At 67.9% G+C, this 12,557-nt stretch carries 10 protein-coding genes; 9 read left to right on the top strand and 1 reads right to left on the bottom strand.

The genetic code is table 11. From position 1 onward, the window contains the following. Position 1 precedes the first annotated feature (1 nt). Positions 2-514 (top strand): MerR family transcriptional regulator, encoded by a 513-nt coding sequence (locus ACT535_RS10220; RefSeq protein ID WP_476364273.1) that lies wholly within the window; start codon positions 2-4, stop codon positions 512-514. A gap of 5 nt (positions 515-519) precedes the next feature. Here ACT535_RS10220 and ACT535_RS10215 read toward each other — a convergent pair whose 3' ends face one another. Continuing rightward, positions 520-1,560 (bottom strand): helix-turn-helix transcriptional regulator, encoded by a 1,041-nt coding sequence (locus ACT535_RS10215; protein ID WP_476364272.1) that lies wholly within the window; start codon positions 1,558-1,560, stop codon positions 520-522. Positions 1,561-2,073: 513 nt separating this feature from the next. On the opposite strand from ACT535_RS10215, the gene ACT535_RS10210 reads away from it, so the two are divergent. The 8 genes from ACT535_RS10210 to ACT535_RS10175 all read left to right on the top strand — a co-directional run bounded on the left by ACT535_RS10210 (position 2,074) and on the right by ACT535_RS10175 (position 12,557). Then, on the top strand, positions 2,074-2,907 hold the full coding sequence (locus tag ACT535_RS10210; protein ID WP_476364708.1) for a hypothetical protein: 834 nt from the start codon (positions 2,074-2,076) through the stop codon (positions 2,905-2,907). Between the two features lie 135 nt (positions 2,908-3,042). Beyond that, the gene (locus ACT535_RS10205) at positions 3,043-4,293 is read left to right on the top strand and encodes an Hsp70 family protein (protein WP_476364271.1); all 1,251 of its coding nucleotides are present in this window, start codon (positions 3,043-3,045) and stop codon (positions 4,291-4,293) included. 122 nt (positions 4,294-4,415) lie between these two features. Then, positions 4,416-6,950 (top strand): alpha/beta hydrolase, encoded by a 2,535-nt coding sequence (locus ACT535_RS10200; RefSeq protein WP_476364270.1) that lies wholly within the window; start codon positions 4,416-4,418, stop codon positions 6,948-6,950. Positions 6,951-7,021: 71 nt separating this feature from the next. Continuing rightward, positions 7,022-7,876: an alpha/beta fold hydrolase gene (locus ACT535_RS10195; RefSeq protein ID WP_476364269.1), complete on the top strand. Its 855-nt coding sequence runs from the start codon at positions 7,022-7,024 to the stop codon at positions 7,874-7,876. Positions 7,877-8,100: 224 nt separating this feature from the next. Next, complete coding sequence (locus tag ACT535_RS10190) at positions 8,101-9,144, top strand: AraC family transcriptional regulator (protein WP_168458411.1); 1,044 nt, start codon at positions 8,101-8,103, stop codon at positions 9,142-9,144. Positions 9,145-9,279: 135 nt separating this feature from the next. Further along, positions 9,280-10,278 carry a formylglycine-generating enzyme family protein gene (locus tag ACT535_RS10185; RefSeq protein ID WP_476364268.1) on the top strand — a complete coding sequence of 333 codons (999 nt, stop codon included), beginning with the start codon at positions 9,280-9,282 and terminating at the stop codon, positions 10,276-10,278. An 11-nt stretch (positions 10,279-10,289) separates the two neighbouring features. Next, a complete protein-coding gene (locus ACT535_RS10180) occupies positions 10,290-11,759 on the top strand; it encodes an arylsulfatase B (protein WP_476364267.1) in 1,470 nt (489 codons plus the stop codon). Between the two features lie 69 nt (positions 11,760-11,828). Further along, positions 11,829-12,557, top strand: a complete 729-nt coding sequence (locus ACT535_RS10175) for an endonuclease/exonuclease/phosphatase family protein (protein ID WP_476364707.1) — start codon at positions 11,829-11,831, stop codon at positions 12,555-12,557.

Raw genomic sequence — 12,557 nt, 5'->3', positions numbered from 1 at the left:
CATGGCAGCAGCACCGGTCCCTGCTCACCTGACCATCGGTGAAGCCGCCCGCATCAGCGGCGTAAAGGTGCCCACCATCCGCTTCTACGAGGAAACCGGCCTGCTGCTGCACCTGCCGCGCAGCGAAGGCAACCGCCGGCTCTACGACGATGCGCAGGTCAAGCGCCTCGCCTTCATCCGCCATGCCCGCGAACTGGGCTTCGGCCTCGACGCCATCCGCACGCTGCTGACCTTGCAGGATCGCCCCGACCAGCCCTGCGCCGAAGCCGACGCCATCGCCGGCGCCCGGCTCGACGAAGTGCGGCGGCGGATCTCCTCGCTCAAGGCACTGGAGGCAGAGCTGGAGCACATGGTCCATGCCTGCGCGCACGGCCGGGTGGCGGAATGCCGCGTGATCGAGACACTGGCCGATCATGGCCAATGCACATTTCATGGCGGGCCAGAGGTTACGCCGGGAGCTGACCCGCATCCGGTGACGCAGGCCCGTACCAGCAAGGGGGCACGCCGACGCTAGAGGCTCTACTCCGCCTCTTCACCGCTGCGCAGCCGCCCCGCCGACGCGCTGCGTCGGAGCCGGCTCGGCGATGTGCTGGTCCAGCGGCGAATGGCGCGACTGAAGCTGGCGTTGGACCCATAGCCCACCTCCGCCGCTACGGCGCGAATGGCGCTGCCGCTGGCTGTGAGACGGGCGATCGCCTGCTCGGCGCGCACCTTGTCCACCAACTCGGAGAGGCTGGTCCCCTCCCCCGCCAATCGACGCTGCAGCGTGCGCCGGCTCATGAAGGCAAGCTCTGCGATGCTGGCGAGGCCCGGCTCCGCGCCCGCCTCGATGAGGCCGGGCAGGATGGCGGCGATCGAGCCCGCCAACGTGCCGTCGCCGCGGATCACCGCGGCTCCCGGAGGGACGACCGCGTCCGCAAGCTGACGGCCGTTCACATAGGGCCGGTCGAGCACCGCATCGGAGAAATGCATGGTCACCGTCCGGTTCGCCGCGGGCACCGTCTCGCAGCCGAATTGTGTGCCCATTCCCTCCACGCCGTGAAGCGGGTGAGGGCTCAACTCGACCCGCTCGACCAGTGACCCGGCAAGTCCAGTGCGCTGAACCACAGTGCGGATCAGCGCGGCCACGTATTGTTGCACGTAGGACAGATGCTCCAGATCCACGGGCACGCGAAAGGCATGACGCACCGCGCCGCCGCCGGGAGATGGCGTCAAAGTGAACAGCTCGTGTGAGCCGTGATGCTGATAGGCGCGCTCCACCTTGATAAAGGCCTCGCGCGGCGTGCGGGACGACATGACGACCTGCCCCAGCAAACCGAGTTCCTCGATCCCGGCATGGGCCACCATACGGCACGGCACGTCATGGCCTTCGCGCCGGACCACATCCATCAGCAGTCGGATTCCCGCCATCAGGGGGATCGGACGATCGCGATCTTCGATAAGGCCGGCCGGCAATCCGGCATCACGGAGCATCCGATCGAGCGGATGGCCGCCATCCTGCAGCCAGACCATGATCGGTGCGATGGCGGCCGCGCGCACCAAGGGCAGAGTGGTGGTCACGAACGATCTTCTCTCGCTCTCTTTCCGACGAAGCGGTTCTGCCCCCGCGAAACCCACTGAGGTGGGGCGGACGCCGCTCAAGCTGAACCGTGACTATGCTTGTTCCCATATTTTCGTCGTGGCGCGCAAGGTCAAATCCCGCCTGGCGTGCGGACTTGTGTTCACACCCGCGCGAAGCTGGCCGACATGACCCATCGTCAAGGATTGCAAGACGCGGACGCGAAACTCGACGTTCCCAGGCATGCCCTTGCGCAAGCCCAACCAATGCCGTGGCGTCGGCGCCACACGTCGCCGGGAATAGCGCTGAAGGGGCAGTTCCACAGCCGTGCTTGCGCTAGAGTGCGGCCATTGGCGGGGGCCAAGTGGCGGGTGACGAACCGCGCCGCGAGACGCCGCGGTGCGGCGCCGGGTCAAGACGGGGGAATTATGGGCGGGGGGTATCAATTCGGAATGAAGGTCGCGGATCGCTCGCGCCGCGCCGATGCCGTGGCCGGCACGCACCGTAGCAGGCGTATGGGAGTGCGCGCGGCGATCGCCATGCTGGTCGCCGGCGCAGCGCTGGCGGCGGCGCCGGGCCACAGCGCTCGAGCCGCGGATCTTGGCGCGGCACCGGCGGCGACACCCGCACCACAGCCCCAGACGAACTCGGGCTGGCAGTATCAGGCGACCCTGTACCTCTGGGCGACCGGCATCGACGGCGACATCGGCATCCGGCGCCTGCCGGCCATCCCGGTGGACATCACCTTCGGCGACGTGATGCAGAATTTCCAGGGCGCGGTGATGGGCAACTTCATCGCCAAGAAGGACAACTGGACGCTGTTCGCGGACGTGTTCTGGTCGCAGCTCGGCACCAGCAAGAACCTGTCGACGGCCGGCCAGCCCCTCGTCGATTTCTCCCAGCGCCTGTTCATCCTGTCCGGCGCCGCCGGCTATCGACTGCCTGTCGGCGATGCCGATTTCGATCTCTCCGCGACGGCCGGCTTCCGCTATCAGCGCCTGTCGGCCAACACCTCGATCAGCTCGCTCTTCGTTCCCTTCGCCTTTTCGGAGTCCGACTCCAAGGACTGGCTGGATCCGACCTTCGGCCTCGCGCTTCAGTGGAAGCTCAACAAGCAGTGGTTCCTGAACGCGCTGGCCGACGTGGGCGGCTTCGGGCTGCCGGCGAGTTCGAAGCTCTCCTCGCAGGGCCTCGTCGCCATCGGGTACAACTGGAATGAATCCTGGTCGACCGCGCTCGGCTATCGGGCACTGTACACCGACTACCAGTCCGTCACGTCACCCACGCGCGACTTCCGCTACAATACCACCATGCACGGGCCGTTCATGAGCATCGGCTATCATTTCTGAGTTCGGATAGCGCCCGGGCGACGACATGGCACCCGGGCGGCTCCCGCCGCTTTCGCTCGCGGCTTCTCTTGCGCTGCAGCGAGACTTGCTTTAGCTAGCCCGGCCTTCCGCACCCGCATACGGCAAGGAGGCCCGATGACCGCCTGCGGCCTCGATTTCGGCACCTCCAACACGACACTCGGACTGAACGGACCCAACGGCCCGCGCCTCGCGCGGCTGGAGGGCAGCGCGGATACGCTTCCGAGCGCCATCTTCTTCCCCTGGAGCGGCGCGCCGCTGGTGGGCCGCGCCGCCATGGCCGCCTATGTGGGCGGCGAACAGGGGCGCCTCATGCGCGCCCTGAAATCGGTGCTCGGCACCTCCCTCATCGAGGAAACAACGCCGCTCGGCCGCCGCCGGCTCGGCTTCAAGGGCGTCATCGGGGAATTCCTCGCCGAGGTGAAGGCACGCGGCGAGGCCGAGGCCAACGGGCCGTTGCGCGAAGTGGTGCTCGGCCGGCCGGTGCATTTCGTCGATGGCGACGCAGACGGCGACAAGCGCGCGGAGGAGACCCTCGGCTCGATCGCCCGCGACATCGGCTTCACCGCTCTCTCGTTCCAGTTCGAGCCTATCGCCGCCAGCCTCGACTACGAGCGGCAGGTGGCTGGTGAAGAGCTGGCGCTGATAGCCGACATCGGCGGCGGCACCTCGGACTTCTCCATCGTGCGCATCGATCGGGGGCACCAGAACCGCGCGGACCGCGCCTCCGACATCCTCGCCAATGAGGGCGTGCGCATCGGCGGCACGGATTTCGACCGGCAGCTTTCGCTCGCCGTAGTGATGCCCCTGCTCGGCCACGGCAGCCCGCTGAAGCGCAAGGGCCTCGCCATGCCGGCGGCGCTCTACCACGACCTCGCCACCTGGTCGGCCATCAACCGGCTGTATGACGGACGCACCGCGCGCTCCATCCGCGAGCTGGAGCGCGCCGCGGCGCAGCCGGAGCTGGTCTCGCGCCTCGCCCGCGCGGTGGAGGAAGAGCGCGGCCATGGTCTCGCGCTCGATGTGGAGGCGGCGAAGATCCGGGTGGCGGAGGAAGGTGCCACGGTGCTCGATCTCGCGGTGTTGGAGGCCGGGCTTTCGGTCGGCATCTCCCACGACGATCTCATCGCGCACACCGGGCTCCTCGCCGAGCGCATCGCCGGGCGCATCTCATCCTGCCTCTCTGCGGCCGGGCTGAAGTCGGACGCCATCGATGCCCTGTTCCTCACCGGCGGCTCGACCCGCCTCGCCCATGTGCGCGCGGCCATCTGCGCCTGCGTCCCGCAGGCCCGGGTGATCGAGGGCGACACCTTCGGTTCCGTGGGCACCGGCCTCGCCATCGAGGCGGCGCGACGCTACGGCGGCTAAGGAATCGCGCCGCCCATAGGTTGCATCCCTCATCAGAACGGCAGCGCTTCCCTTGGGCGCGGGGGCGTGCTGTTCTCTCCTCCAGACGGCGGCGATGACAAAGACCGGCCGCAGGAGGAAACATGAGGTATGCCATAGCCTTGGGCCTTGCGCTCGCCGCGACGGCCCTGTCCGCGACCACCCCTGCCGCCTACGCCCAGACGCCAGCCGCACCGGCCCCGGCTGTTCAGGCGCCGCAACCGCCCCTCACCGGCACCTGCTCGCAGCAAAGGCTCTGCCAACTCAAGAAATTCTACGAGGTCGCGAACTTCCGGATCGGCGGACGCTATGACCTGTCGAGCCCGGACAAATGGACGAACGGCGGCGAAGGCGGCACGACGCTGGAATCCCTCGGTGCCGGCCCGGCCAAGACCGCCTACATCGCCCTTGGCACACCGAAGCGCAACGCCGCCGGCGAGATCACCAACGCGGTAGTGGTGAACTCCTTCTATTCCGGCGACGCCACCGACATGTACGCCCAATGGGTGGAGGGCACGGCCCTCTCCGGCGGTTCGGTCATCGGGCCGGGCAAGCCCATCGACACCGACCAATATTACGTGGTGCTGGTGGATGCCCTCGGCCTGTGGGGCACCAGCAAGCCCTCGGAAGGGCTCGGGCAGAAATTCCCGCAATACAGCTATCAGGACATGGTGCAGGCCAATTACCGGATGCTGCGCGATCATCTGAAGGTCGCCCGCGCCTCCCTCGTCACCGGCGTCTCCATGGGCGCGACCCAGACCTATGTCTGGGGCGTGATGCATCCGGACTTCATGGACGGCCTGATGCCCATCGGCGGCACCAGCCAGTCGGACGGCGAGGATCCGGTGGGCAACTGGACCTTCCAGCTCATGTCCGCCGCCATCGAGAGCGATCCGCAGTGGCGCGCGACCGGCGGCAATTACTACAACCTGCCCAAGGACAAGCATCCCAACCAGGGCGTTGCCTTCGGCTGGTCGATCCTCAACCTAACGGGGTTCGACTTCCAGCACCGCTCGCAGCAGGACTGGTCGACGGTGCAGCGGGACGTCTTCTACTGGAACCCGCCCAACCCGCAGGCCGGCGCCTCCATCGCCGCCCGCTCGCTGCTGTTCGATGCGGTCGACCTGCTATGGCGCAACCGCGCCGGCGAGACCTACAACATCAATGCCGAGCTGAAGCGCATCAAGGCGCGCACCCTCGTGATGCACATCGAGAATGACCAGTGGCTCACCTTCGACCGCGCCAAGCGCACGGTGGAGAAAGTGCCCGGCGCGGACTTCGTGCATGAGACGAGCCCGGTCGCCCATTACGGTGTCTTCCCCATCCTGAAGAACCGCCAGTTCGATCCGACCGTGGCCGCCTTCCTCGGCGACGTTTCCCGCCTCACCCGCAATCGCGAGATGGCGGCCAAGACCTACCGCACCCCCTCGGTCGCGGCGGACATCACCCCCGACAAGTCGTTCTGGAACAGCTTCGTCACCTATCCCTTCCCGGTGAAGAAGACCAAGGCGAAAGACGGCCGCGGCGTCGAGTGGGACATCGGCTACATGGACGAATATGCCGGCACGGCGGCCAATCCCGACGTGCTGGTCATCGTCCATGGCAAGGGCGCGTTCGGCGGCCACTACGGCAACATCATGCGCATTGCGCTGGAGCGCGGGCTGCGCGTCATCGCCGTGGACATGCCGCACTATGGCATGTCCGGGCCGGGCAACCTCGACAAGAGCCCCGCCCGCACCCTGCAGGACATGCGCGACGTGCTGCATGAGGTGGTGGTGAACCAGCTGAAGGTTCCCAAGGCCGCCTATCTCGGTCATTCCATGGGCGGGCAGATCGTGCTCGGCTATGCCCTTTCCTGGCCAGATGCGGTAACGAAGCTGGTCCTCGAGGCGCCCGCCGGCCTTGAGGAGTATCCGCGCGAGGTCACCATCGCGCCGGGCAAGAAGCTGGACCTGTTCGATCCCGCCTTCGCCCACGATTTCGACGCGTGGAAGAAGGCGTGGGACCAGACCGGCCTGCGCGAGCGGGAGAAGAACCTCACCGCCCAGCAGATCGACGATTTCTATCACTTCCGCAGCCGCGATCCCGTCACCGGGGCGGTGACGCCCCAGCGCAACGGCTACTTCCTGCGCGACAGCGAATATGCCCGCCTCCACACGGCCCAGCGCATCGGCATGATCAAGGGCGATCCGCGCGAGCTGCAGCAGTGGGTGGATGTCTTCACCTTCGACATCTACGCCATGGTGGCGGAGTTGCAGGAAAAAGATCCGCAGAGCCTCTACAAGCGGCTGACCGAGATCAAGGTGCCCATCTTCCTCGCCTTCGGCGACAAGGAGCCCTTCATCCCCGGCACCGCCTTCAACGGGCTCACCGATCTTTCGCGCCAGCTCGTGCTGCCCTTCATGCGCCGCATGAACACGGCGGGGCGTGACGTGCAGGTGAAGATCTATCCCGGCACCGCCCACTTCATCCACACGGACGAGCCGGTCGCCTTCGCCGAGGATGTGGTGGACTTCGTGGAGACCGGTCGCGTCCCCACCGGCGCGCCCGCCACCATCGACCGGCTCATCCACGGCGCGCCCGCTGCCGCAGAGGCCACCCCGGCCAAGGCGGCGGCACCGACCGGGCTGAACAAGTAGGCGCCGGACGAAGCAGCGGGCTTGCGCTCCGGCATCCGGGCGCAAGCCGTTCCCTCTAGAACGAGGCCTCCATGCAGACGCTCGACGTGAACGGCCTTCGCCTCGCCTACCGGGAATGGGGCGCCGGGGACACGACGGTCCTCTTCATCCATGGCAATCTCGCCAGCAAGGACTGGATCGAGCTGGCGGCGCCACACTTCCCGCGCGGCGTGCGCACCGTCGCAGTGGACTGGCGCGGCTGCGGCGACAGCGACAAGCCGGCCCCCGCCGCCGATTTCTCCAACTATTCCATCGCCCAGCATGCCGACGACATGATCGCGGCGCTGGATGCCCTCGGTATCTCCTTCTGCCACCTGGCGACCCACTCGACCGGCGGCATCATCTCCACGCGCATGATCCTGAAACAGCCCGACCGCTTCGGCCGGGTGTTTTCCCTGTCTCCGGTCGGCCCGCAGGGCATCGATTTCCGGCCCGAGCAGACCGCCTTCTTCGGCCAGATGAAGGAGAGCTACGACCTCACCCGCCAGATCATGGCCGCGACTGCGCCGAGCCTGTTCGTGGACGAAACCCTCGCGAACGGCCCCGCCCGCTTCGTCGCCGAGGCCGGAGCGCGCGCCGGCCTGTTCGACCGGATCGTGGATCAGGTCTGGGCGGTGTCGGAGGGCATCTGGTTCGGCACGCCTGAAACCCTCACCAAGGAGGCGAGGAGTGGTGAGCTGAAGGGGAAGATGGCCAGCATCGCCCATCCTCATCTCGTCGTCTGGGGCATGCGGGACGGCGTGATCAAGGAAGCGGACATGAAGGAGATGGCCGCTCTGATGCCCGATTGCCGCTTCGTCGCCGTGCCCGGCATCGGCCATTCCATGAATCTGGAGGCCCCGGAGCTTTATGCCGGCTATTTCGGCGCATGGTTCGGCGGCCTCTGAGCTTCTCTGAGCCGGAACGGCTATCGCGGCGCCGGCCATCCCTGAAACGATCCATCGATCCGCGCGCCGCCGGACCTGAGTAACGCAAGCGCAACTTGACCACGCCATTGCAGGTAGGGTTCAAAGTCAGAAAGGGGGGCGCCGGGTCATCCGGAGACCGGTCGCGGGCGAGGCATGCCCGACGCATCGGCCCCTGATCCCTGCCGATTTGGAGTCCGCAGCCCATGTGGGACCGCCATCCGATCCGGCTCTCGCTCGTCCACATGCTACCGAAGGTCGCCGACGGCCAGGGCGTGCCGCTCGCGCCGCTGTTCGGCCGGGCGGGACTTGCCGATGCGGCACCCCGCGACAATGCGCTCGACGACACCTCGCTCGGCGGCGATCGCGTGGTCGCCCGCGGCCAGATTTCCACCCTGCTGTTCCACCTCGCCCGGCGCAGCGGCGAGGCCGCCATCGGACTCGACCTTGCCGCCGCCGCCGATCCCATGCAGCTCGGACTCGCCGGCCGCGCCCTGTTCGCCGGCCGTACCCTGCGCGACTGCTTTGGCGCCCTGCACCACCAGATGCCGGACCTGCAGGGCGGCGTCTCGGTTGCGATCGAGGAGCGCGACGGCATCGCCCGCTGGCGCCATCGCCTCGCCGACAGCGATCCCGAGCATGCGCAGGTGCTGAACGAGGGCATCGCCTCATTTGTCCTGCGCGCGCTGCGGGCCATCACGGGGGCGGACGCCGCGCCGGTCCACCTTCGGTTCGCCCATCGGGCCAAGGCGCCGGCATCGCTTTACGAGGATCGCCTCCAGGCCGGCGTCAGCTTCGGTGCGGGCGACGGCATCGAGATCTCGTTCGACGCCCGCTGGCTCGACCAGACCAACCTGCTCTTTGCGCCTGCCCCCGACGGCGCCGCCACAGGGCTGCCTCCCGCGCCCGTCTCCCTCGACGACGACGCGCTCATCGCCATGATCGAAGCGCTATTCGACAGCGCGGCCCTCACCGGCGCCCTTTCCCTTGTGGATACGGCGCGCAGCCTCGGCCTGTCGCCCCGCACGCTGCAGCGGCGGCTTGCCGGGCTCGGCACGTCCTACGAAGGACTGCTCGACACGTGGCGGCACGCGCAGGCGCGGCTGCATCTCGGCGGCTCGACGGCCCCGGTCTCTTCGGTGTCGCGCGCCCTCGGCTACGGCCATCCCGCGCATTTCGTCCGCGCGTTCCGGCGCTGGGAGGGCCGCACGCCCCTCGCGTTCCGAACCTCCGCGCGGATAGCCCGGTGACGTCAGACGTGGCGCCAAATGGCAATTGAGAAGCCCCCGCCCCTCCCGCTAGAGCAGAACGTGGCTAAGACCGTCGCATGCGGGGGACATGAACGGGCGCAGGCCGAGAGCGGAACGGTCGCTGGCGGAGAGGTCATGGACGGGCAGAGCTGCACCGTCGCACATCAGGGGACTGGCTCCGTCGAGGACGTACCAGCCGCGGCCGGCGATCCGGAGATGATCCGGGTCGCCGGTGGGCTGTTTCGCATGGGATCGGACGATCATTATCCGGAAGAGGCCCCGGTCCATCAGGTGCATGTGGACGCCTTCCTCATAGATCGCACGCCCGTCACCAACCGCGCGTTCGCCCGCTTCGTCGACGCCACCGGCTATGTCACCGTGGCCGAGCAGGCCCCGCGCGCAGAGGATTATCCGGGCGCCGATCCCGAACTTCTGGTGCCGGGCTCTCTGGTGTTTCGAATGCCGGCCGATGCAGGCGATCCCGACGACTGGACGCGCTGGTGGCAGTTCGTGCCCGGCGCATCCTGGCGCCACCCGCAGGGTCCCGGCAGCGATCTTTCCGACATCGAGGACCATCCCGTCGTCCATGTCTGCCACACCGACGCGGCCGCCTATGCCGCCTGGGCCGGAAAGGACCTGCCCACGGAGGCGGAATGGGAGTTCGCGGCGCGGGGCGGGCTCGACGGAGCGGCCTTCGCCTGGGGGGACGAACTCGCCCCCGGCGGTGTTCATCGCGCCAACACCTGGCAAGGGCGCTTTCCGGTGGAGAACCTCGCGGAGGACGGCTTCGTCGGCACCTCGCCCGTCACCGCGTTCCCGCCCAACGGCTACGGCCTGCTCGACATGATCGGCAATGTCTGGGAGTGGACCGACGACTGGTATCGCCCGCGCCATCCAGCGCCCGCGGCGAAGGCCTGCTGCCTGCCGCGCAACCCGCGCGGCGGGACGATCGCGGACAGCCTGGAATGGGCCGCTCCCGGTCTCGCCTTGCCGCGCAAGGTGCTCAAGGGCGGTTCACACCTCTGTGCGCCCAGCTATTGCCGGCGCTATCGGCCTGCCGCGCGCCAGCCTCAATCCGTCGATACGGGCTCCGCGCACATCGGATTCCGCTGTGTGCGTCGCCTCACCAGCTGACGAGGATTCACGTGACCGATCGTAACGAGAAGACTGAAGAGCAGGCTCCGAGCCGACGCGACGTCCTGGCTGGCGGCGCCGGCTTTCTCGCCGCCGTTGCCGGCCTCTCCCTGCTCGCCCCGGGCGCGCGGGCACAGGGCGCGCCGCGACCCCATATCCTCTACATTCTTGCGGACGACCTCGGCTTCGCCGACGTGGGCTTCCACGGCTCGGACATCAAGACGCCGAACCTCGACCGACTCGCGGCAGGCGGCGCGAAGCTTTCCCAGTTTTATACCCAGCCCCTCTGCACGCCCACGCGCGCGGCGCTGATGACCGGCCGCTATCCCATGCGCTACGGCCTGCAGGTGGGCGTGATCCCCTCCGGCGGCACCTACGGACTTGCCACCGACGAATTCCTGCTGCCGCAGGCACTGAAGGACGTGGGCTACCGCACCTCCCTGGTCGGCAAGTGGCACCTCGGCCATGCGGACCGGAAATACTGGCCCCGCCAGCGCGGCTTCGACAGCTTCTACGGTCCGCTGGTGGGCGAGATCGATCATTTCAAGCACGAGGCGCACGGCGTCACCGACTGGTATCGCGACAACACGCTGGTGAAGGAAAAGGGCTACGACACCGACCTGTTCGGCGCCGAGGCCGTGCGACAGCTGGGCGCCCACGACCCCAAGACCCCGCTCTTTCTCTACCTCGCGTTCACCGCGCCGCACACGCCCTACCAAGCGCCGCAGCGCTATCTCGACATGTACGCGAACATCGCCGACCCCTCCCGCCGCGCCTATGCGGCGATGGTCACCGCCATGGACGACCAGATCGGCAAGGTGGTGGCGGCGCTGGACGCCCGCGGCATGCGCGAGAACACCCTCATCCTCTTCCACTCGGACAACGGCGGCACCCGCAACAAGATGTTCGTGGGTGAAGGCGCGCTGGCCGGAGATCCGCCCCCCAACAACGCCCCCTACCGCGACGGCAAGGGCTCCCTCTATGAAGGCGGCACCCGCGTGGTGGCGCTCGCCAACTGGCCGGGGCACATCAAGCCGGGGCAGGCGGACGGCGTGATGCATATCGTGGACATGCTGCCCACCTTCGCGAAGCTCGCGGGCGCTGAGCTCAAGCAGTCCAAGCCCCTCGACGGCAAGGATGCCTGGGCTGCCCTGACGGCCGGCGCCCCCGGTCGCGACGAGGTGATCTACAACGTGGAGCCGACCACCGGTGGCGTCCGCCAGGGCAAGTGGAAGCTCGTCTGGCACGTGCTGCTGCCGCCGAAGGTGGAGCTGTTCGACCTCGACGCCGACCCGGAGGAGAAGAACGACCTTTCGGCACAAAACCCTGCGAAGGTGGCCGAACTGAAAGAGAAGGTGGTCGAGCTCGCCCGCACCATGGCTCCACCATTGTTCTTCGCCACCGCCCTCAAGGCCACCCTCTCCGCCCCGCTCGCGACGCCCGACGCTTCGCTCTACGGGCTGGAAATGGAGGACGACTGAGGCATTGCCGCCGCTGTGGACGCGGGCTAACACCCGGCCGGGGCCGATGCCCGGTCCGTAGTGGCGGCCATGCACTCGATCAGAATCCTTCTCTGGAACGTCCAGTGGCAACGGGCCGGCACGGATCGCGGCGCCGCGATCCGCTCCATTATCGCCGCCCATGACCCGGACCTGATCTGCCTCACCGAAAGCAATCTCGATCTCCTGCACGAGACCGGCCGGATCACTTCGTCCGTGGATTTCGGCGGACCGGTGCGTGAGGATCGCAGGAAGGTTCTCCTCTGGAGTCGATGGCCATGGCAGGCCATCGACAGCACCGGCGACGCCGCCCTGCCCACCGGCCGCTTTGTGCGCGCCCGGCTTGTGACACCGCATGCGCCGCTCGACGTGATCGGCGTCTGCATCCCCTGGCGCGATGCCCATGTCGGCAGCGGGCGGCGCGACAGCCGTCCCTGGCAGGAGCATGTGCGCTTCCTGGATGGGCTCGGCCAGATTCTCGACCGAACGCATGATGCCGCCTGCACCATCCTGCTCGGCGACTTCAACCAGGCGATCCCGCGCCGGCACGCCCCGAAGGCGGTGTTCGAGCGACTGGAGAATATCCTCAGACCGCGCTTTGCAGTCGCAACGACGGGCGAGATTTCCGGGCTCTCCGCCACCATCGACCACGTCGCGCACGGCAGCGCCCTCGCGTCGATCTCGGTCGTGGCGTTGCCCAACCAGACGGAGGACGGGCGACGCCTCTCGGACCACACGGGGCTGCTCGTCACCCTTTCGCTCGAAGCCCCACAGCCGTAA

This window comes from Xanthobacter sp. DMC12 (assembly GCF_056314105.1).
Note: the sequence above shows the minus strand (reverse complement) of the source record. Positions and strands in the feature narration are given on the sequence as shown.

Coding starts and splice junctions, on each gene's coding strand:
- ACT535_RS10220 (WP_476364273.1), top strand. CDS start 2: ATGGCAGCAGCACCGGTCCCTGCTCACCTGACCATCGGTGAAGCCGCC.
- ACT535_RS10210 (WP_476364708.1), top strand. CDS start 2,074: ATGGGAGTGCGCGCGGCGATCGCCATGCTGGTCGCCGGCGCAGCGCTG.
- ACT535_RS10205 (WP_476364271.1), top strand. CDS start 3,043: ATGACCGCCTGCGGCCTCGATTTCGGCACCTCCAACACGACACTCGGA.
- ACT535_RS10200 (WP_476364270.1), top strand. CDS start 4,416: ATGAGGTATGCCATAGCCTTGGGCCTTGCGCTCGCCGCGACGGCCCTG.
- ACT535_RS10195 (WP_476364269.1), top strand. CDS start 7,022: ATGCAGACGCTCGACGTGAACGGCCTTCGCCTCGCCTACCGGGAATGG.
- ACT535_RS10190 (WP_168458411.1), top strand. CDS start 8,101: ATGTGGGACCGCCATCCGATCCGGCTCTCGCTCGTCCACATGCTACCG.
- ACT535_RS10185 (WP_476364268.1), top strand. CDS start 9,280: ATGGACGGGCAGAGCTGCACCGTCGCACATCAGGGGACTGGCTCCGTC.
- ACT535_RS10175 (WP_476364707.1), top strand. CDS start 11,829: ATGCACTCGATCAGAATCCTTCTCTGGAACGTCCAGTGGCAACGGGCC.